A 19,424-nucleotide genomic window follows, 5' to 3' on the forward strand; every position below is an offset into this window, starting at 1 on the left:
AACCCTCGATGCAGTATATACTAATATATACTATAGTCTGTTGATTTTATGAGCATTTTAAACCCATAGACGCCAGCAAACGAGCAAAAGCAAGTTTTACTCGTTTCTGTCGCCGCCGATCAAACCCCATTCCTTTGCATTTGGTGAAATCTGGCAAAGTTCGTGACCTCTTGGTAGTCAGATTTCACGTAGCAGCGGCATTTTTTACGCAAAGCTACCTATTACGCACAGCTACCCATCAAGACAATATATTATTTACCCTATTTTTTATTTGCATTTTATTTGTTGTGCAGGGTATTTATTTATGTAGCCGCTATATTGACAAACTTTTTAGATCGGTTATTTATTTAAATATAGGTTGAGTTCAGCTTTATTTTTGTTTTTCCGAAACTGAGGCAAGGTGTAATCCCGTAGCCGGTATTATACCCAATCCTTCGGATTGCCCTATCTCGCTTTGCTCGTAGGGTTGAAAAAGAACTACCCTTCCGCCTGATCACCCTATCAAGGGTTGGCGGTAAACAATAATTAGTTTTACATTGGATATTATAAATATAGGAGAAATAAATATGATGATTGTATCGGTGGGGGTTATGCTTCTTTGTATTCTTTTAGGTGCGTTCATGATCCGTAGTTGTATGGGTAAGATAAACTCTTCAAGCGAAGCAAAGCAAGCAATATCAGATGTTAGAAAAATGATAGATAAAAAATCTCTCATAAAATACAAAAGGAGCAATAGAATATGATTGATGATGACATAGAAAAACAAATGAGTTTAAAAATGAAGTTTGAGTTATTAGCACGATTTTTTTACTACATTGAACAAAATAAAGATATACCTTTTCGTGAAATTAATAGTGATGAACAAAGATTATGTTATTTCGTGTCTCATAGGTATATACAAGAAAATAAAGCTGATGACCTTCTAAAATCGTTGATTGATGAAAATGATGAAGACTATATAAAAGCTGTGAAAGATTTCATTTTTATCGATGGCGAGGAATAATACATATATGGATACAGACAGAAAAAGAGGTCGTATAGATTTAAATCACGAGGAACGCAGGGATATATCTATACAGTTTAGAGTAAACAAAGCAGAGTTTGAATATTTAAAATCATTAGTGGAAGCATCTGGACTTGAAAGAGGACATTACATTAGAAAAGAGATTTTAAACTCTGAACCATTGATAAAAAGAAAAATGCCAGAAGTTAATCAAAAAACATATATGCAGCTTTCAGCTATAGGAAATAATATAAATCAGGCTGTTAAAAAGTTAAATGGCAATGAATATTTTGATAAAAATGAAGTTGATAAACTTAACTTTAATATAAAGCAGGTCAGCAGAAGGGTAATAGAAATAAATAAAGACTTGGGGTATATATGAAAGGGAATGTGGCGAAAACGGGAAGATCATTTAAAAATAGAGTTAATTACATATTAAATGATGATCACAGTTTTATTTGTAGCAATATGTCAGCAGATAAAAATAATATTAGTGATTTGACTGATGAGTTCAATGCTGTAAGCAGCTTTAGACAAGATATAAAAAAACCAGTGTTTCATGCGTTTTTATCTCTTCCCAAGAATGAACATTTAACAGATGAAAAATGGCAAGAGATAGCAAAAGACTATTTGAAAGAAATGAATATCGATATAGAAAAACATCAATATATTTGTGTGCGTCATAAAGATACTGATAAAGACCACATCCATATTGTAGCCAACCGCATTGGTATTGATGGTTCTGTATGGCACGGTCAGCACTCAGCATTTAACACAATAGCAGCTTGTAAACGTCTTGAGATAAAGCACGACTTAACTATTACTAAGGGCTTACAAGGCCAAAAATCAGAGGTATCAGCACCAACCAAGAACGAGATCGAGCAAGCCCTCCGCACAGGTGAAAAACCAACTCGTATCGTGCTACAGAACGCATTACAGGCGGCTATGGTAGGAAAACCAGATCTTGAGACATTCATAGACAGACTGCAGGCTGTAGGCATAGAGCCGGCCTTTAACGTTGCTTCTACTGGCAACGTCGCCGGGGTGTCGTTTGGTATCAAAAATAATGAAAAAAATATTTTCTTCAAGGGTTCATCTCTTGGCAAAAAATTTAGTTGGAACACTATTAAAATGAAGGTGAAATATGACAAAATTAGAGATGATGAACTCATTAGGAGCTTCTCAGCAAGAAAAGATGATGAACCAAATAGTGTTGGACGATCATTTGTTGAACCAAATATCAATGACGGTAGAACCTCTGACGGAATCAATGATGATTCTTTCGGAATCAGTCAGCACAGCATTAAATCACACGCAACAGACACTAACAAGAGTGAACAACTCACTAGAAGCAACAACAACTGCTTTAAACTCAGCGAAAAATATAATAGACCAACAAGCCCAAAAGTTAGAAGAACAACACAAAAAGCTGCACAATTGCTCAACAGAGTTAAAGAACAACACAAAAAAAAATCAATCAAGACTTATAATCAAGGTAGCTTCAATAGTTGGCGTGATAAATCTGATAGCGGTTCTATCAGTAGGATACTTGATCACGCAGAAACAGCCACAACAGCCACGAATAAATTTAGACTCAAAGGCCGTAGCAGCTTCAATAGTAGAGCAACTAAGATCGAAGAAATAAGAGAAAAATTAGGTATAACAAAACCTGTTATTCATCCAAGGAACAAAGAAAAAATAGTTAAAGAAGAAATAAAGAAAAAACCATATTATATAGTTGAGCATGAAAATAGATTTAAATCTAGGTTGAGCGAGTATTTTAAAATCAACATACACAAACAAAAATATTTCGGCAGGAAACTAAATGTGAAAATATGAAAAACAATTGGCTTTATCAATAATTAGTATTAAAGCAAGGATGGCTGTTGAGCCTGACCGAAGGCAGGCTGTGCGTTAAAGTCATATTTACTCAATACAGTCTTCTACATTTTTAAAAAAGATGAAAGCCTGTTTTCAAAATTTAATACAGCTTCTTGATTATCTTTTTCTGCAATGTTGAATATCTTCTCCATATCAAATCCGTTCCTCTTTGTTAGTTTGTCAAAATATTTTTTGTTTCTTTTCTCTGGTTTCCCTTTTAATTTTCCAACATAAGGCAGATTGTATTGAGTATTATTGGATTTTTTAAAAATTTCCTTTTCAATTGAGTCGAAAGGTAAAAAGAGCAATTTAGATGCAATGCTTTTATTTTTTCCTAGGATTTCCTCCCTAACATCTCCATCTAAAATAACTAATACCTTCTCATCTCTCTCACATAGGAAAGACTCTTCTTTATTTCTTTTATAAAAATCAATAACGTTCTCACAGCCTCCTATGCTAATAACCTCAATTTTTTCTTTTTTGTTTAGCGTTGACTCTTTAATGATTTTTTGCATTTTCATTTTAATATATTCTTTTAAAACAGAGTCCTCTGTTAGAATATACTTATCACTTCCCTTAAATTCAAACATAACTCCTTTAATATAACTATATCCTCTTTTCTTTAAATCAACATTCCCATTTGAATTTTCTAGGTAATAAATGTCTATGCCAATATCATCAATAGATTTTAACATCGCAAGGGAATGCGTGGTAAATATAAAGAACTTCTCATTTTCTTCACTCGATTTCTTAATAAGCTTCACGAGCCTTATTTGAGCGTATGAGTCTAACGACATATCTATTTCGTCAATTATAATCAATTTTGTATCTGAGTTTATAATCCTAAAAATATTAATTACAAAATACTCTCCAGAGCTGAAATAATCTTCGCGTATATAGTTGCTATTTCCCACCAGTCTGAAATAATATTCCTCTCCATTTATTTCTACTGATTTCAAATCTGAAAAATCTTTATAGGGATATATAAAAGTTAAGAACTGGATTAGTGCTTCAGGAGTTGAATATTCACTGAATGCTATTTTAATCCTTAATTCACCATCTATTTCGTTCAATCTAGAATATGAACCATAGCGTTTCCCATATGGTACGGGAAGTTCAACAACACCTAGGTTTTTTTGGTTAACAATATTTTTACAATCTATTTGGTTTATAGCTGGATTGTATTTATACTCATAATGATCACCATCGATATCTATCGACAATTCACTATTTGGGTTGAATATAAATCGGTTTGATGTTTTTACAAAAATCGTAGGCTGGAATAAAATACCCATTGACTTTATTAACGTTGTTTTCCCTATTCCATTGTGGCTAACAATACAAAATATTTTACTTTCACTAAAGTCAAAGCTAGCGTTTAGATTTGATAGGTGTTGTATTTGGTTTATTGACAGTTCAAGTTTCATTTTACGAGACTCTTCCTAAGAAACATTTCAACTATTGTTGAACCATACTTTCTTTTTAATTTATTTATGTAAGCTTCATCAATCGTACTTATGTAATTAATCATGCCGGATAAATATCTTTTTACTTCCATTAGCTCAGGATCTTGAGAGTTAACGTTATTTAATTTTGATATATAGTGAAGCTTGGTTTCAATATTGTTTTTTATGGCTTTGTCAACAGAGATGTGTCCATCAGGCAAAATGCTGACGCCCATTATTTTACGGACACCACCTTTCTTTAAGAGTTTGGTCTTGTCAAAATTTAAAACAAATGTTTCACATTCTGAATTTATTATTTGTTGAATTGAGGAGAATATTTCATTTTTATGTATTTCTTTCTCGGACGAGATTATTAAATCATCAGAATATCGGGTGTATATGTATTCATTAGATGCGCTAAATTCTTTTAATTTTTTATCAGCATCACTGAAAAGAATATTACTTAGTGAAGGGGATGTGGAAAAACCTACTGGTAAGCAATCATTATAGCTTACAAGGTCAACTATTTTTGGTAAATATTCATTAATGTCAGATATAATAAACTCTTTAAAAATGTTTTCTAACTTACTTTGAATAAAGATTCGGGTGAAAGATGGGAAGAAGCTTTTTATATCTGTTTTGAAAATAAATGGGTTCAATCTATGTGGATAAACACAATCGAATACATTAACCTTTTTTCTATAAGAAAAGACTACATCATCTATGATCTTAACCCTGTTAAAGATAGCTTCATTGAGGAAGCGATGTAGCAATCGGAGTTTATTAAATCCTTCTTTATATGCTACTATTTCTCGTCCTCTGAAAGTTTTTGTCTCCAAATAGTCCATCTTATTTAAACTGAAAAAATCAACAAAATCCATTGTATTATTGAAATAAATATCAAATATTTCTTTTATCTTTATGCTCATGACGCACCACTGTTTATATCATTTTCATATAGATATCATATCGTATCTGCGGTGGAAAGACACTCTGGTGCTGAGGTATGTGAGGTATGTGAGGTATGTGAGGTATGTGAGGTGTGTTATACATACAAAAACCGCCTCGTTACATTGTGAGTTTAAACTGAAAACCATAAGGATTTCAATAAACTACATAGTAAGCGAAGCGGCATTGTAAGTGCATTAAAGCCTGTAGAGGCCGTTTACTGACCGGAGATTCTCGCTAGTCACGGCATGCAAGTAGTATATGCCTAAAAAAAACACATGTAAAGCCCTTGAAGCTTTGCAATCTCCGGTTAGACAAAATCATAATGAAGAAAGAAAATCCATTGGGGGTATCTTTGGGGGTATCACCAAAGATGAATCATGATATTTTTATTATTAATCAAATGAATATGTTACAGGTATTGCTCCTATTATCGCACCATTTCAACAAAATCAAAGGCTTACGTGATTTTCCCCGTCACTTTTGATCTTGCCTTAACACGTCTAAACGCCTGTGTAATGTATGGGCGGTTATCAGTATACATTGCATGGGCAGGTGTGCGAAGCGTCCAACCTGTAGAAGCATGTGAATCTTGCATGACCAGCATCACTTGCTTTGTAAAACTGAATCGTGCTAACAGGGCAGCCAGGCCCACACAACATGATAACGAAACTCTATCTTCTCCCCTTCGTGCGGGGGCTGTGGGCGATCCGTGCTGTGAAGCACCAGAAAGCCGAAAGTTCAGAAGTAACCCATTCGTAAGCCCTTGGGCTTTGTGTGGTGTATGGCTGAATGGATAAACAGGCGAAATGATGGGAAGACTAACCGGATCGGGAAAGAGTCCGGCTCTGCCACGGTAGCGATCACCGGAACACAACGATCACCTGATAACAGGAAGATAGAGAGACAATCTGACAGCCGCAGATCTTCTAACGAAGTCGCTACGCTCCCCGTTTTCTTATGTGCCCATCACGGCACGTAAAGGTGGGGTATTACCCAAAGGTTTTGTATTTGTCATTGCTCCTCAATTTTGGATAGCCTCCAGTATCCTGATCCGTATAGAAAAATTAACAAATCGAGGTGAGAACATGGCAAACGCTACCAAAAGCGCCGCGACAAAGCGCAACAACCGTAAGATTCATGCCCGTAAATTTCTGGCAACTCCAGAAGGTAAAGCCTGGCTTGCTAAGAAGCAGGAAGAAGAAGCAGAGATCAAATTAGCGCGAGCGGCTAACGCAATGTTTTAGCGGACATGTGATAAACCCCAGATGACCAGCCCAACCAATACGATAGCGCCGACGATGTTGATCGCGTTAACTGCGTTCTTCGTAGTCTGGGTGTAGCCTTTCCCTTTGCCAACATTGGCATGACACCAATCATTAAACGCCTGGTGGTGTTTTAGCTGTGTCTCTGAACCCGTTCTGGTGAGTTGACCGTTACGAGGCTTATAAAGCAATACCATGTCTTCCACGATTACTGTCGCATCTGGGGGGAAGTCTTGCGGAATGTCATTTACCTTTTCAGGGTATAGCTTACGGAACTCTTCGGCTAACAGCTTCCTTTCCCCATAAGCGTAGATTTCGTGTTGGCTTCCATACCTTAGCTCAATGTCGCTGAACCCACGGCGCACCATGTCATTAAGTTTCGGGGCTATTTTTTCGTAGGTTTTCGTGATGGTTGCCATCAAATGCACCTGCTTTACGTTAGTATAAGTATTGCGAAACTGGTTTTAAAGATGCGGTGTTATTAAAAAAGAGGGGATTCCCCTCTTTGTATTTTATTATTGATTTTGAGCGTGCTGTTCCACTGCATTTATATGCTTTTCAAGAAACTTTGTGAATAGCTCTGTTGAGCCAAAGTAATTGGGGTATGCGCGTTTGAGGGATTTACCATCTTCCGCAGATAATAACACGGAGATTATTATTTCCTCATTAGCTTCGCTTTCTGCTAAGGCATCCAATGCAGCTGCCGCAGAAGCCATTTTAAAGGGCTTGACTCTAACTGGGAATTTATTATCTGTAAATTTTCTGATCTCAATCAAATAATGACCCTTGAAGTATTTAGGTATTTTTATTCCAGGCATACCATTGTTTGTAATGTGCAGAGCCAATGTATAACGCGCTAACCTGGGAATTAATTGTAATTCAGCATGTAGTTCAGATAGTTCTTGCCTGTATGCCAATAAAGTGGCCGCAGGAAGTATGCTGGCTCCTTCATCATGAGCAACTAAGCATCCTGCCAAGTAAAATAATCTACGCCAGTCTTCATGCCCTTCCTGCGATGTTTTCAGCTTATAACCTTCAAGTGTATCAATGATCTCCAGACTTGTTGCCCAGGCATGTTGTAGTTCAGTACGAAGTTGAACCTCTATCTTCGTTTTTTTCCACGCGTTATTATCGTCACCTTCATGGAAACAACTGTAAATTAGATGAACTCCACCGTATCCGCTTGCTTTGGGTGTAAGATAATTTGCAGTATGAACAATGGTATGTATTGAACGACTCTTTTCGAGACGGCTTTGTAATAATTTTAGATGTTCAAGATTTTTTACGATTGCTCTACAGCCGCCAATGTCCTGCATCCGTGTTAATTTTATTGAGTTTTCGTGTATTCCATCAAGGGTTGGACGTTCAAGTTTATCTATAATAGTCGGAAGACGTTTTAAACGACGAGCAACAATTATTTTTTTATTCACCTTGGCGGATGTTCTCGCTAAGTGATTTTTCATTAACATTAACGGGTAAAGGTGTAATTCCCTAAAATTTTGGATCATCTCAATAGCAGCCTGACGTTCTTCATTAACACAACCATGTCTGATTGCTTGAGCAGATCTGTCGATAGCTTTTTTGGAGAAGCGCAAAGTGCATTTCTGGCTTTGATAAACGTCGTTAGCCATAGAGAAGTCCATTGTGAGTGTGAATAATAGTCAAGCATTATAACTGCATAACTGCTTGGTCTGAAATCATTTTCTCTGGTTGAAACTGTGATCTTAACGCACTTATTTAAGTTATCGACTTTGCTCTTTCTTCACTCGTCACTCCTCCTCAAATGTGCGGGTGTATTTGCACTGTTCGGACGGTCTGATCGTCACAGTCTCTGTAAAGTTGGCGTTGCTGTAGATGCAAATCTTCGCATTGTCTGTCTCCTGTTCGTCAGTCAACGGTAATGTGATGCGCCCAGCGTGAGCGGCGAGGGCTGGAAGTAGTGCCAGCGTCAGCACAAGTAAGCGTTTCATGTTGATCACCATTCTAAAGAAAACTCCTCTGTTAAATCGTCCTGCACGTCCTGACCGTACCCGATGTAATACATGGTTGAGCGCGGATCTGTCTGCCCCAGGAAATGGGCGATTGTCTCTATAGCCACCCCATTTTCGAATAAAATTCGGCCCCGACTTTTTCGCGGTGTATGGCAGCCCACGTTAGAGAATCCCGCTCTACGGCCCATCTTGCCGAACTCTGCAAACACTGTGTTACGAGTGACGGCATGGCCTTTGCTACGGAGATCGCCCTTGCTAAAGATGAAATCCGTTGTCACTGGCATAGTGGCTTGTTCTGCCTTGCGTTGTGCCACCACTGACAGCATGGACGCTGTAACCTTTGGCCTTACCACGTTTCCGGTTTTCTCCTGCTTCACCTTGAGGTGAGATTGTCCCTCTACGTCTTCATACTTGAGCTTTAGCACGTCAGAGATCCTCAACCCCGATTCATACATGAACACCCACAAGCAATAGAACAGGTTGCTTCTGGCGTTGCGTTGTAGTTCTGCTGCCACTGCCTTAATTTCGTCTGCGCTCTTTAGCGCCTGGCTAATACCTTTCATCTTTATCTCTCCTCTTGTTCGTTCCGGTGAAATCATCATTGATCAGAAATTGATCATTTTCAACATGTTGCACGATACGTTTATTTAAGAAGAGCACGAAATGATCAAAATGTGTGCGCGGTTGCCTGAGTTGCTGAACGGCTTGATCGAGGCCGCCCCGATTCTGCACAGCGTCCCTCTCGAATATCGGCAACTCATTGAAAAATAACAATAAATGTAATTTCATGAATGATTCATGAAACGGTGGTTATGTCAAGAAATTTATTTTCGATGACGGAGAGTTACCCCTGTTTGCACTGTGAAGTGATGGAAAAGTGTTCTGATTGAATGGAATCAACAAGTTAAAGAATACACTTTACGAAAGTGTATCGAATCGGGACGATATTGTACGGTAAATGAGAGTCTTTCTCATTTGTGACGGTGTGATCTGAGATGATGAGAATCATTCTCAATAATGGCGATTTTGGCATGAAAATAAACCGATGTTTCATTTTTAGAAAAAGTCTTTAAGCAAATCTGGCAAATTGCACCTGTCTGGAAAGTGCTCATTGTCCACAATGACGCTGTAAGCCGCACGGCGTAAGGATTTCGCATAAGTGGGGTAAAGTGTATTGATAGTTAGAAAGAGATTCAGAGAGCGTTACAGGCGGGTTATTTAGGATGGCTTAACCCTGAATTAAGTAGCGCTTTAATTACGGTTTGGCATGTATTTAACGTGGTATTTTTCCGGCTCTATGGAGTGTTGTTTCATGCGAGCACTGCGAACATGAAAAGATTATTGCATGTGTAGCATGTAATGCGGAGCATGGAAGAGTAGTACAGGAGAAGACTACTGTATAAAAGTAATGTTGATAGATGATCTCTCCTGTAATGGTGATTTGTCATGCTCGCTACGCTCACCGACAATTAAAACCTAACTACAACCCTTAATTAAATTAAGGTTATTAATTATCTCTCTTATGTTCTCGTACTCCTCGAACATACATCATTGTGCAAGATGTTTATGTGCAGATACTTTTTCATGCAACATTCACCTGCTGATCGCTGGTTCATCGTGAGCCTACACTTTCCGAAGGTATCAAAATAAATGTAAAAGGACTTATCATTTAAAATGATACCTCCTCTTACTTGATACCCTCGTAATCAGGTTACTTGTGCAAATGGCGCAGCCATAAGATCGGCTCCCTTGCATGAAGAGCCGGAAATGATACCATTAATGCATGTCTATGCACTGTTTCCTTCTTTTATGCATTTTAATGCATAAAGTGCTTGACAAACGTTAGTGAAATAGTGTACTATGGTAAGTATGAAGGGGAGAAAACCTTCTGAAACTTTCGGCCCTGGGCGGGGTAATCTGCCTGGGGCTTTTTGCATCCAAAATCCAAAGGAGGCCATTATTGAAGTATTTCAGCAGTGACCAGGTTTTTAATGATCTGGTGAGTGGCAAGGTGAAACGCCACGTTATTTACGCATCCATGCAAGCAGCAAAATCGAGGGAGTATACAGACCGAATGGAAATGTTCGCTGATGCTCTCGCCCGTTATGACCAACACCGAAAGGAAATTAACCAATGATGAACATTCGTTTTAGTCCAGAAGTTTACGAGGCTCTCCGTGAAGCCGCCACAATTAAAGGCGTAAGTATTCCGGCCTTGGTCAACTCCATTGTCAAAAATAACATCCTACAACAAGAGGAACCCAATGAAAGAAAAGAAGCAAGTAGTAAAATTCGTTGATGCAATTTGCGGATCTGGAAAATCCACCACATTACAGCACTACATCAAGTCAAATTTATTAACTAATTCTGATGCAATTCCCCCTCGTTATCTTCTGGTGATGCCAACACATGAATTATGTGGACAGGTGAAAGAAGAACTCAATGAAAGACGGGTGAAAAGTTATCACGTAGACACTGAAACAGAAGCAGTAAATCTATTAATTTCCACTCTGGAATACGATTTCCAGCATTCGGTGATAATCTGCACACATCAATGTTTCATTCATTATTGTTATCGCGCAGCGCTTGAAACGGAACTACAAAACCTTCTCCGTAGTTTCAGCATCTTTGTTGATGAAATCCCTGATGCTATGTTTGGCGCTTACATCAAAGTGCAGCATACAAATCGGACGGAACAAAATTTCCCATTCCTGGATTGGCTGGAAGAGCGCGACGGATTGTTATTCCTGAGTGAGGATAAGCGTGAAGATTTCTACGCATACTGGCATGAAAAACAGGCAAGCGGTCAGGATTTAAAGCGCCTACTCTGGGCGATAATGCAAGGTGCTGGACTTCTCTACGAAGAAAATAAACATCTGTTTGCTTTCACTGCGTCACCAATTATCAGATCTGTAGAATGGGCTGAGAAATTTACCCTCTTAGGTGCTGGCTCTTCTCGAAGTTTGTTTGTCTGGGCTTCTGAACATCTGTCTAATTACGAAGTAGAGGAAGCAGGTGAGAATTTACAGCCGCCACTTGAAAGACGTAAACATAAGCGTGTGCCGATCTCTCTGGTCGCCGTATGTGAGAACAGATGCACTCTGACAGCATTACAGAAAGTGTTTCAGGAGCATTTGCAGGAAATTATCCAGCGTGTACCAGGTGAATTTATCTTTGCCACCAATAGAGATAAATCCTTGTGTCAGTTTACAACGATAGGTGATGACATTCTTTTAAATTCTGCTCGTGGTGAACGTGTTTCAATGGCTTCCTACGGACTAAACCATTACCAGCACATGCACAATGCTGTGTTTCTTGGATGCAGTAATCTTGATCGCGATTTCCAGGGCAAATGGCGGCAGTATGCAGAGCTTAACGGATGGGATGTTGAAGAATTTGAACAAAAGCAACGCGCCGCGATGAATTATGAACGGTGCTACCAGTTTATTAGCCGCACATCTGTACGTAATGCTGATACTGATCATCCTCTGGTGTTCGTAGTGCCGGATCTGGCAACTGCTGAATACGTCAAAGTGCATTATTTCCCAGGTGCAAAGGTTGAATGTCTGAACTTTGGAAAAGTAAGAAAGAAACGCGATACAACAAAAGGCGATAACACCCGCGCAGAAGTGCAGAAACATAAAGCCAGTGGGTTAACTCAAAAACAAACTCAAGAAATTATGAATGTTGGAATAGCAACAATCAAACGAAATTGGAACTAAGGAGTAACATGAACAAATTATACCTATTGAACGAGTGTTCAAACCATCAAATCGAATGTAACACCGTCTGCCAACGTCTTTATTATCACCTCGCATCTCTCAAGCGTGAAAGCGGAGCAATAAAAGCCACCGTGAAACACATTGCTGATGGTGTCGGAATAAGTGAAAGCGGGGCGCGGTATTGGATGCTATTAATGCACGATGCCGCTGTGATTACAATGGAACGCCACGGCAAGTATTACGACATTACCGTAAACGATGCGGTGAGTTTTATCACGACAACCAACTAAGAATACAATTTGGGAAACACTCTGATGATTATAATGATGTACTGGACATTTTTTATCTATGCAATGGTTTATTATTTTCGGAAGTTTCCCTACCTAACGAGGGAAAATGAGCAAGAAAGAGCGAAATAACATTCTACGTATTGGTAAAGCCGCACGTAGACAACGAGAAAGATTATTAATAACTTCACTTGAAGAAATCCCAGGAACTTTAATCGAGCACGTCGAAGAAGTGCATTCACAACCGCCCTCTGTGGAAGAGTGGGCCGCTTTGAATGACATTCTTTCTTCGTGTCCTGGTGCGTATTACCGCCCACGTAAGCAGAAACGTTATTCTTGGGATGACAGCCAGTTAAAGAAATGGCAGATGTTGGGATTCACCTCTTTACGCCATTACCTTACATACAACTCGATGAATAACACCGTGGCGGGAGCCAGGGACTTTGACGAACTATTTCACATTGGAGACAGTTACACAGAATAATGCACACACAGACAACTCAAACTAAACGATTCGCGCAGCACGTTAAATGCTGTGAATGGTATTTCAGTGAGATCGAAACAATCAACAATGATGCTTATCTGACAGACGAAGAGAAAATAACCGCGCTTGACGATCTTGAAAATAAGATTCTCACATTAGCCGCGCCATTTTTGGCAGTGGCAACCACAATTAAAACGAATAAGGAAAAATTGACCAAATGACTAAAAACGAGATTGATGATTCACTTCAAGAATTACACGATAGCCTGATTATTCCGATGCTGGACGCAGCTACAGACGCATACCGCGAGGAAACGCCTGAGAGCCTCGCAGAGGCTGTTAAAACGCTTCACCTGTCAACGGTGGCATTGCAGGGGATTATTGCCACAGTGGAGGCTACAGAAGCCTTACACACCGATCAGGACGTGCTCTGGGAAGTGTCACGAGTGGCAAGGCTGATTGTCGATTGTCAGCAGGATTTAGAAGCGCTGGTGCAGGACATAGCGGAAGAATGCGCCATAACATAAAAGTTACTAAATGACTTGACAAATTGTGCTATTTATGTCATAATGAGTTATAGGGTAAGTATTCGAATCACTTCGCCCTCCTATGTCAATACACTATCCCATAGTGTGAGCACTCCGAAAATGCCGTTTCCCATAGCGGCACTTTCCCTTGAGTGTGCTTTCTGAAAGCGGTTGTTTTCCTTTGTTGTGTCGGTTCCAAAGGGGCGCGGACGCTACTGCTTTTTGTCGGGCAGTGGCGACCAATCCCCGCGCTATCCTCTTTCAGAGAGCACATTCCGTGTTCTAAGCCTTATAACCCCGTTAGGATTATAAGCAGTCAGACAAACTAAAACGTCGATGATGTTTCTTTGTTACGTCTGGCATTCTCTTATTACTATTCCAGTGGTGATAAAGAGATTCCATAGCCTATTATTGCCAGCGTGAAGGGCTTCACGTTTAATAGGCCGCAAAGCACCCCCGATCTTTTTTAATCTCCTTAGATAATAAAACGGGGGTTCTTTTTTAGATTGTATTCTTAACTTCATTCCTCCTTAATAATGACGTTAACAATGCTTTCTAACAAGGGCATTCTCTCCTGGCGACTTCGGTCGCCATTTTTAGAAGCTGTGTGCAGCATTTAAGTTGTACGCAGACACAACGCGAAGGAACAACACAATGTTTCTACTTAATAACAAATCGCGTGTACTCAAGTATAAAAACGATGTTCTCACCGTCAATTCTCAGATGATTGAATTGGTGGCGCAGTATGCAGGTTGTGAAGTGTCCGACGTGATCAAGGCAATGGAAACGTATTTCCCTGACGACTCACCAGAACAGAAGCCAACCATTGATGATTTGATTGCACGTAAAGTAAAGGACTCAACCAAATGATTATTGATCTTGATACGCTGTTTCCACAGCGCCTTTCATTAACAGATCTGGTTAGTTATTCAACTGACCATTTTGCCTCTATCGAGAGCAAGATTTTTGCCTCTCTTCCTGCTGATGTTGAATGCGGCGATGTTATTGGGGTCGATGGCGCTCTTTACACCTCCGGCGCTGATGCCTTTGTGGTGGTATCCGACTTCGTCAGTGCTGGCTCTAATAAGGCCGTCAACGTCCTACGCTCTCCGGCGCGTGGCTCCCTTGTCTGCATCAAATCGGACAACCTCACCACTGCTGATGGCGCACACGATGCCGCTGTAGCTGCTCTGGCTGCTCAAGGCTTCCAGATGCGTGAATTCTTCACCAGTTAATCAAGGAAGGAAATAATAACATGGCTATTTTAGGTCAAAACTACGTGGATCTTTCTCCACTGTTCAATCTGAACCCAACACGTAACTATCTGCTGGCCTCGCTGGGGCTGTTCGACGGCGTGGGCGTTTCTTCTCATAAAGTGGCGGTGAGCCGTCTTGTTGAAGATAACCGTTCTCTGTTCAATGAGCCTACCGCGCGTTTCTCAAGTGAGCATAACGTGACAGCACGGCAGAACGGGAAAGAATGGCTGATCGAGCTTCCGTACTTCCTGCGTGAAGACCAGATCACTCCGGCAGACATCCAGGGCAAGCGCAAGCCTGGCACGGACACCCAAGAAACCCTCACCGATTTATTCACTGATTACACTCACAAGCATAGTGTGGCGTTTATGCGTACTCGTGAGAGCTATCTTGCACGTTCTCTGTTCTCCGGTACGGTGAACACACCAAAAACTGATGATGTGCTGATCGACTTTGGCGACCTGTTCGGTGTGGCTCCGATGAATACCACGCTTGATCTCACTGCTACAGACAGCAGCACCCTACGCGCAATTGATGACATGGTGAGCCAGATCACCGAAGCGGCTCAAGGTATGTCGGCACAGGTAGAGAGGATCATTGTTTTCGCTAAGGGTGGATTCTATAGCGACCTGCGTTTCAGCCCTGCGATGGAAGCGGCTTTCCGCTACGTGTCTCCACTGGATGAAAGCAACGTTGTTTATCAGCGTCGTGACCTTCTGCCAGGCGTGAGCACTTTCAGTATTCCAGGCTCAAACGTCGATGTGATCAAAGTGACTGATCCACTGTTACTTGCACAGATGGGTGATGCTGATGCTATCGCTATCCCGCAATTTGCGGCTGGCTCGAACGTTTACCAGAACATCTACGGCGCTCCGTCGAGCAACTTTGAACTTCTGGACGCTACCCCAGCAGAAACCTATAGCTGGAGTTATGAAAGCGAACGTGGCGACGTGGTAAACGTGATTTCAGAGAACAGTTCTCTGCCTGTGAATAACGGGTTGGGCTTCTCCGTTCACATCAAAGCCTCAGAATAATGAGCAAAGCGGCAGCCTGGGCCGCTGGAAATAATCAGGCGTTTTAATGAGGGATGCAAACTAACCCACAGCGCAATTGTGGCTCTGGTGGCATCCCTTTTTTGTTTCCCCCAGAACAAGAGGAAAAATACAGGTGGAACTTATCCTTAAATCAAATCTTGGGCTATGCGTTCGCCTGAGTGCAGACGATGCGAAAGGGCTTCTCAAGGTGAGCCAGCTTTGCGAACTATTAGAGATTTCGTATACGGGCGTTAGAGCACGTATTTTCCGTGGTGAAACCGTGGAACAGGCCATTCATCACTTCTTGGATCAGAAAGGCGGTGCTGATGCTTGATATCAACGTCGCTTCAATTAAGACGACCGTTTCCTTTGTGGTCGATAAACAAAGCATTGCAGAAGCGAAGAAAGCCGCCACTGACCTACAGAAATACTTCCAGAAAATAGCCGATCCGAAGATTCGTTTTCAGGCTCAAAAGCAACGTAGACAGAAAGCGCGTGAACAGGTGGCAGATGCAAAAGCGGCTTCTCCTAAAACGTCAAATGACGTGAAGCAACAGCGCCAGGCAGAGAAAGCGGCAAAAGTTCAGGCGCGAGAAGCGGCGAAAATTGCCAAACGTAACGAAACGGCAGACCTGAAACGCCGCTCGTCCATCCTTCAAATGAAAGGCATTGCTGGGAAGTACGGCATTGATCCGGCTAAACAATACCAATTTGCAAAGTTTGCTCACGAGCAGACAGAGCTTTTCCGTAACGGACAGATCAGCAGCCAGAAGATGAATTATGAACTTCGTGAGCGCATAGCCCTGATGCGTCGTGAGGCTGCATTGCAGAATCGTATCACTACCAGTACACAACAACAAGCGGCAGCACTGAAACACGCTAAACGCACGGACTATGCAGGGGCGGCAAAGGGTATCAAGGAGAAGGGACTGAATCTGATCGGCGGTGGTGCTGGCTTTATCGGGGCTACGGCGGCTTTTGCTGGCGGCGCTGGTATCCTGTCCCGTATACGTGACCAAGGGAACGAGAATCTTGATCTTGTCCGTATGTCGGAGCGTACCAAACTGAATCCCAATGCTGTTAAGGCGATTGTTGCATGGGGCCAACAGCACGGCGTGCAATCTGCAAATGTGGACAAAATCACCGATGGTTTCGGGAAAGATACCCGCGAGAGAATCAGCGAAACGGTATTAAACAGCCAGTTTAAAGGCGGTAAATGGTCTGGTGGAAATAGTGCCGTTGACGAAGTGTTAAATAAATTTGGATGGGGCAAAGGTGATGTTGCCAAATTCGCAGACAACCCACTGGATTACCTACAAGCAGTAGTAAACGAAGGCCAACGCCGTGGGATGAAAGACGGTGAGATCGGGCATCTTCTCGAAAATACTTTTGATGATGGTATGCACTATCTTGATCTCTTCAAGAATAACGGCGAGCAGTTTATTTCTACTCTTAAACAGCTTGTGGACTCCGGTCAGACGCTGAACGACGAGCAGATCAAGCAAACTTACGCTTACGGCGATCTGTCTGTGGCTATGTCTTCCTTGATGAACGGATTAGACAACAGTTTATTCACTGGCTTTATGAAAGGCTTTGCTGACGGCGGTGATGATCTCGTGAACAATACCAAAGTTATCACCGAAGCGGCGGGAAGCCTCGGAGAGGGCTTAGGCAATCTCTCGAAAGAAATCACCGGATTTGTGGGCGAAATCTCCAGTGTGGTGTCCGATCTGAATACAGGGCTTCGTTCTCGTTTCCCTGATTGGTTTAGCGATGCTAACAAGCCAGCGGCCCAGGCTCTTTACGATGGCGCTGTGGGAGATTCAGCAAATGCTACAGCGGGTTGGATTCAGGATAAGACGGGATTTGATACTCGAAGTGTTGGCCCTGCTATCATGGATTGGTTGGGCGTTGGTGATGGTAATGCTGGCACAGCAGCCAGCCAATACAGCCTGTCTGGTGATTCTCTGCGTGATAGTGCGATGTCTCTTGGTGGTGGTGCGCCAGCGTACACGCTGAATCCTACATTCAACCTCACCGTAGCGCCGGAAGTGCCGCTCACCATCCAGAGTGACACCTCACGTCTTGCGGATTATGTCGATTTCCAGGCTAAATCCTCACAGGCGGCGTTTATGCAGAGTCTGACGCTCTCGATTAGCAGCGGTCAAAGCAGCACAGGCGGGTGATGATACAAGGGGCGCAATGCCCCTTTTTTCATTTGTAGCTTATTAGCTCAACATAGCCCTGCAATTCTTTCACGATCCGCTCAGGCACAGATTTAGAATACGTGGTGAAACTTTCCGTAGTTCCAGAAGAGTGACCAACCAGCAAGGCTACGCGTCCTTCGTCAACTCCGGCGGCGTTCAGCTTACTGATCACAGCATGTCTGAAACTGTGAAACACCTTGTTTTCTGCATCTGGCAGAATGTCACGTTTAAGCCGTCCAAAGCGGTTTACATGCCAGCTTGAACGCTTGCCGTCCTCACGTTTGGTGATGCTGGCACGGTAGAATAAAAAGCCGTTGTAGGGCTTCTTACAGCGTTCTGACACCATGTTGATTAAGCTACTGTGTATGGGGCAAATCCTTGCGGCATTAGCTGTCTTCCCTTCCATCACCTGAAAGCAGGGAACACCGTTTACTTCCTTGATGTTATGCGGTTGTAAGTTGCAGATTTCCCCGATCCTCATTCCACTGTAAGCGGCAATGCTTGCAACGTCGAATAACTCCACCTCTCCGGCTTCCTGTAAGCCCCGTAACAGTGTTACAACTTCCTGATCGGTGAATGCCTCATAGCTCGTGCGGCTCTTCGCTGTGTGGAGCTTATGCAGCCTGAAAGGGTTAGCCTGAATTGGCGGCGCGTCGTGGTAACGTGCAGACGCGAGGTCAAGCACACATGCCAGTGCTGAAAGGTAGTTAGCCTGTGTTTGTACGGCTTTGACACCGTTCATTGCATCAAGCCAGCCTGTAACAGTAGTTCGGCTTATGTCGCTTAGTTGAACGTCTGATCGCTTGAGATGGTCAAGGAATAGCTCAACGGCTTTCTTCGTTTTTGACAGCGTTCCGAGCTTCAAAACGTTGGCATTTTGCAGGAGATAAACATCCAGCATTTTCACCAGTGAAGGGCAGGACGGCGCGAGCTTGTTAGCCTTGTTAACCCTGGGTGCTGTGGCAGGTGACGGCCTGTTATCTCTTGTTCCTGCACTTTGCGCCACTGGTGACGCTTTGGCATACTTCGCCACGCTCTGGAGATAGCTGATCGTGTCTTGGATACTGTCAGGCTTCGGTGGTGCGGCGATCTCTCTCACTCGTTCGTATTCAATCACAATTGCATCCCGTTTGCGTCGTGCCACACGTAGATCGCTTGTCTTGAGGCTTCGAACAAGAGTCTTCTTTCCTCCGAAAGCGTCATGCAAATACGCCGGAAGTACTATCCGGCAGTAATACACGCCGTAACTGTCTACCGTTAGATACCTATCATCTTTGTTTACTTTCATGATTTCCCCGTCTAAAGTGTCGGGGCGTTTATTCTGTTAAGAATGAATGGCCTTTAAGAAAGTGTTAAATAGCTCAAAAATCATTCGG

The 19,424-nt window shown here is 41.9% G+C and carries 22 protein-coding genes; 14 read left to right on the forward strand and 8 right to left on the reverse strand.

Translation table 11 applies throughout. From position 1 onward, the window contains the following. The first annotated feature begins 739 nt into the window (after positions 1 to 739). From ACK5JN_RS09615 to ACK5JN_RS09625, 3 genes are read left to right on the forward strand one after another with little or no spacing between them, the layout of a single operon-like run. A complete protein-coding gene (locus ACK5JN_RS09615) occupies positions 740 to 1,003 on the forward strand; it encodes a hypothetical protein (protein WP_152633612.1) in 264 nt (87 codons plus the stop codon). A gap of 7 nt (positions 1,004 to 1,010) precedes the next feature. Next, positions 1,011 to 1,385 (forward strand): plasmid mobilization protein, encoded by a 375-nt coding sequence (locus tag ACK5JN_RS09620; protein ID WP_121526065.1) that lies wholly within the window; start codon positions 1,011 to 1,013, stop codon positions 1,383 to 1,385. Beyond that, complete coding sequence (locus ACK5JN_RS09625) at positions 1,382 to 2,842, forward strand: relaxase/mobilization nuclease domain-containing protein (RefSeq protein WP_416869970.1); 1,461 nt, start codon at positions 1,382 to 1,384, stop codon at positions 2,840 to 2,842. The genes ACK5JN_RS09620 and ACK5JN_RS09625 overlap by 4 nt, the downstream gene beginning before the upstream one ends. A 104-nt stretch (positions 2,843 to 2,946) precedes the next feature. Here the strand turns inward: ACK5JN_RS09625 and ACK5JN_RS09630 are convergent, their stop codons facing one another. Further along, on the reverse strand, positions 2,947 to 4,311 hold the full coding sequence (locus ACK5JN_RS09630; RefSeq protein WP_416869971.1) for an AAA family ATPase: 1,365 nt from the start codon (positions 4,309 to 4,311) through the stop codon (positions 2,947 to 2,949). Next, the gene (locus ACK5JN_RS09635; protein WP_112074904.1) at positions 4,308 to 5,258 is read right to left on the reverse strand and encodes a reverse transcriptase domain-containing protein; all 951 of its coding nucleotides are present in this window, start codon (positions 5,256 to 5,258) and stop codon (positions 4,308 to 4,310) included. The genes ACK5JN_RS09630 and ACK5JN_RS09635 overlap by 4 nt, the downstream gene beginning before the upstream one ends. A 1,107-nt stretch (positions 5,259 to 6,365) precedes the next feature. Between ACK5JN_RS09635 and ACK5JN_RS09640 the strand changes: the two genes are divergently transcribed. Next, positions 6,366 to 6,524, forward strand: coding sequence for a hypothetical protein (locus ACK5JN_RS09640; protein WP_162934431.1), 159 nt, complete (start codon positions 6,366 to 6,368; stop codon positions 6,522 to 6,524). Here ACK5JN_RS09640 and ACK5JN_RS09645 read toward each other — a convergent pair. The 5 genes from ACK5JN_RS09645 to ACK5JN_RS09665 all read right to left on the reverse strand — a co-directional run bounded on the left by ACK5JN_RS09645 (position 6,521) and on the right by ACK5JN_RS09665 (position 9,322). Beyond that, on the reverse strand, positions 6,521 to 6,961 hold the full coding sequence (locus ACK5JN_RS09645) for a hypothetical protein (protein WP_416869972.1): 441 nt from the start codon (positions 6,959 to 6,961) through the stop codon (positions 6,521 to 6,523). The two genes, ACK5JN_RS09640 and ACK5JN_RS09645, sit on opposite strands and share 4 nt — an antisense overlap. 96 nt (positions 6,962 to 7,057) lie before the next feature. Continuing rightward, a complete protein-coding gene (locus ACK5JN_RS09650) occupies positions 7,058 to 8,173 on the reverse strand; it encodes a RelA/SpoT domain-containing protein (RefSeq protein WP_416869973.1) in 1,116 nt (371 codons plus the stop codon). Between the two features lie 138 nt (positions 8,174 to 8,311). After that, positions 8,312 to 8,524, reverse strand: a complete 213-nt coding sequence (locus tag ACK5JN_RS09655) for a hypothetical protein (RefSeq protein ID WP_416869974.1) — start codon at positions 8,522 to 8,524, stop codon at positions 8,312 to 8,314. Beyond that, a complete protein-coding gene (locus tag ACK5JN_RS09660; RefSeq protein WP_416869975.1) occupies positions 8,518 to 9,096 on the reverse strand; it encodes a tyrosine-type recombinase/integrase in 579 nt (192 codons plus the stop codon). The genes ACK5JN_RS09655 and ACK5JN_RS09660 overlap by 7 nt, the downstream gene beginning before the upstream one ends. Then, positions 9,083 to 9,322 (reverse strand): hypothetical protein, encoded by a 240-nt coding sequence (locus ACK5JN_RS09665; protein ID WP_416869976.1) that lies wholly within the window; start codon positions 9,320 to 9,322, stop codon positions 9,083 to 9,085. The genes ACK5JN_RS09660 and ACK5JN_RS09665 overlap by 14 nt, the downstream gene beginning before the upstream one ends. Positions 9,323 to 10,666: 1,344 nt before the next feature. Here ACK5JN_RS09665 and ACK5JN_RS09670 point away from each other — a divergent pair. The 10 genes from ACK5JN_RS09670 to ACK5JN_RS09715 all read left to right on the forward strand — a co-directional run bounded on the left by ACK5JN_RS09670 (position 10,667) and on the right by ACK5JN_RS09715 (position 18,027). Further along, positions 10,667 to 10,831: a hypothetical protein gene (locus ACK5JN_RS09670; protein ID WP_155167263.1), complete on the forward strand. Its 165-nt coding sequence runs from the start codon at positions 10,667 to 10,669 to the stop codon at positions 10,829 to 10,831. Beyond that, the gene (locus ACK5JN_RS09675; RefSeq protein WP_416869977.1) at positions 10,797 to 12,254 is read left to right on the forward strand and encodes a hypothetical protein; all 1,458 of its coding nucleotides are present in this window, start codon (positions 10,797 to 10,799) and stop codon (positions 12,252 to 12,254) included. The genes ACK5JN_RS09670 and ACK5JN_RS09675 overlap by 35 nt, the downstream gene beginning before the upstream one ends. A gap of 8 nt (positions 12,255 to 12,262) precedes the next feature. Further along, complete coding sequence (locus ACK5JN_RS09680) at positions 12,263 to 12,544, forward strand: hypothetical protein (RefSeq protein WP_416869978.1); 282 nt, start codon at positions 12,263 to 12,265, stop codon at positions 12,542 to 12,544. Positions 12,545 to 12,650: 106 nt separating this feature from the next. Then, positions 12,651 to 13,025, forward strand: coding sequence for a hypothetical protein (locus tag ACK5JN_RS09685; RefSeq protein ID WP_416869979.1), 375 nt, complete (start codon positions 12,651 to 12,653; stop codon positions 13,023 to 13,025). 217 nt (positions 13,026 to 13,242) lie between these two features. Continuing rightward, entirely contained in the window at positions 13,243 to 13,551 is a 309-nt protein-coding gene (locus ACK5JN_RS09690) for a hypothetical protein (protein WP_416869980.1), read from the forward strand. 654 nt (positions 13,552 to 14,205) lie between these two features. After that, positions 14,206 to 14,421: a hypothetical protein gene (locus ACK5JN_RS09695; protein ID WP_416869981.1), complete on the forward strand. Its 216-nt coding sequence runs from the start codon at positions 14,206 to 14,208 to the stop codon at positions 14,419 to 14,421. Then, positions 14,418 to 14,786, forward strand: coding sequence for a hypothetical protein (locus tag ACK5JN_RS09700; RefSeq protein ID WP_416869982.1), 369 nt, complete (start codon positions 14,418 to 14,420; stop codon positions 14,784 to 14,786). Before ACK5JN_RS09695 ends, ACK5JN_RS09700 begins: the two co-directional genes overlap by 4 nt. A gap of 20 nt (positions 14,787 to 14,806) precedes the next feature. Then, a complete protein-coding gene (locus ACK5JN_RS09705; protein WP_416869983.1) occupies positions 14,807 to 15,841 on the forward strand; it encodes a major capsid protein in 1,035 nt (344 codons plus the stop codon). A 133-nt stretch (positions 15,842 to 15,974) separates the two neighbouring features. Beyond that, positions 15,975 to 16,175: a hypothetical protein gene (locus ACK5JN_RS09710; protein ID WP_416869984.1), complete on the forward strand. Its 201-nt coding sequence runs from the start codon at positions 15,975 to 15,977 to the stop codon at positions 16,173 to 16,175. Beyond that, entirely contained in the window at positions 16,168 to 18,027 is a 1,860-nt protein-coding gene (locus ACK5JN_RS09715) for a hypothetical protein (RefSeq protein WP_416869985.1), read from the forward strand. Before ACK5JN_RS09710 ends, ACK5JN_RS09715 begins: the two co-directional genes overlap by 8 nt. Positions 18,028 to 18,055: 28 nt before the next feature. On the opposite strand, the gene ACK5JN_RS09720 is transcribed toward ACK5JN_RS09715, so the two are convergent. Beyond that, on the reverse strand, positions 18,056 to 19,336 hold the full coding sequence (locus ACK5JN_RS09720; RefSeq protein ID WP_416869986.1) for a tyrosine-type recombinase/integrase: 1,281 nt from the start codon (positions 19,334 to 19,336) through the stop codon (positions 18,056 to 18,058). Positions 19,337 to 19,424: the final 88 nt, after the last annotated feature.

This window comes from Kluyvera sp. (assembly GCF_047971185.1).
Classification (GTDB): Bacteria; Pseudomonadota; Gammaproteobacteria; order Enterobacterales; family Enterobacteriaceae; genus Kluyvera.

Coding starts and splice junctions, on each gene's coding strand:
- ACK5JN_RS09625 (WP_416869970.1), top strand. CDS start 1,382: ATGAAAGGGAATGTGGCGAAAACGGGAAGATCATTTAAAAATAGAGTT.
- ACK5JN_RS09695 (WP_416869981.1), top strand. CDS start 14,206: ATGTTTCTACTTAATAACAAATCGCGTGTACTCAAGTATAAAAACGAT.
- ACK5JN_RS09650 (WP_416869973.1), bottom strand. CDS start 8,173: ATGGCTAACGACGTTTATCAAAGCCAGAAATGCACTTTGCGCTTCTCC.
- ACK5JN_RS09630 (WP_416869971.1), bottom strand. CDS start 4,311: ATGAAACTTGAACTGTCAATAAACCAAATACAACACCTATCAAATCTA.
- ACK5JN_RS09640 (WP_162934431.1), top strand. CDS start 6,366: ATGGCAAACGCTACCAAAAGCGCCGCGACAAAGCGCAACAACCGTAAG.
- ACK5JN_RS09655 (WP_416869974.1), bottom strand. CDS start 8,524: ATGGTGATCAACATGAAACGCTTACTTGTGCTGACGCTGGCACTACTT.
- ACK5JN_RS09635 (WP_112074904.1), bottom strand. CDS start 5,258: ATGAGCATAAAGATAAAAGAAATATTTGATATTTATTTCAATAATACA.
- ACK5JN_RS09665 (WP_416869976.1), bottom strand. CDS start 9,322: ATGAAATTACATTTATTGTTATTTTTCAATGAGTTGCCGATATTCGAG.
- ACK5JN_RS09645 (WP_416869972.1), bottom strand. CDS start 6,961: ATGGCAACCATCACGAAAACCTACGAAAAAATAGCCCCGAAACTTAAT.
- ACK5JN_RS09615 (WP_152633612.1), top strand. CDS start 740: ATGATTGATGATGACATAGAAAAACAAATGAGTTTAAAAATGAAGTTT.
- ACK5JN_RS09675 (WP_416869977.1), top strand. CDS start 10,797: ATGAAAGAAAAGAAGCAAGTAGTAAAATTCGTTGATGCAATTTGCGGA.
- ACK5JN_RS09720 (WP_416869986.1), bottom strand. CDS start 19,336: ATGAAAGTAAACAAAGATGATAGGTATCTAACGGTAGACAGTTACGGC.
- ACK5JN_RS09685 (WP_416869979.1), top strand. CDS start 12,651: ATGAGCAAGAAAGAGCGAAATAACATTCTACGTATTGGTAAAGCCGCA.
- ACK5JN_RS09620 (WP_121526065.1), top strand. CDS start 1,011: ATGGATACAGACAGAAAAAGAGGTCGTATAGATTTAAATCACGAGGAA.
- ACK5JN_RS09660 (WP_416869975.1), bottom strand. CDS start 9,096: ATGAAAGGTATTAGCCAGGCGCTAAAGAGCGCAGACGAAATTAAGGCA.
- ACK5JN_RS09690 (WP_416869980.1), top strand. CDS start 13,243: ATGACTAAAAACGAGATTGATGATTCACTTCAAGAATTACACGATAGC.
- ACK5JN_RS09680 (WP_416869978.1), top strand. CDS start 12,263: ATGAACAAATTATACCTATTGAACGAGTGTTCAAACCATCAAATCGAA.
- ACK5JN_RS09700 (WP_416869982.1), top strand. CDS start 14,418: ATGATTATTGATCTTGATACGCTGTTTCCACAGCGCCTTTCATTAACA.
- ACK5JN_RS09670 (WP_155167263.1), top strand. CDS start 10,667: ATGATGAACATTCGTTTTAGTCCAGAAGTTTACGAGGCTCTCCGTGAA.
- ACK5JN_RS09715 (WP_416869985.1), top strand. CDS start 16,168: ATGCTTGATATCAACGTCGCTTCAATTAAGACGACCGTTTCCTTTGTG.
- ACK5JN_RS09705 (WP_416869983.1), top strand. CDS start 14,807: ATGGCTATTTTAGGTCAAAACTACGTGGATCTTTCTCCACTGTTCAAT.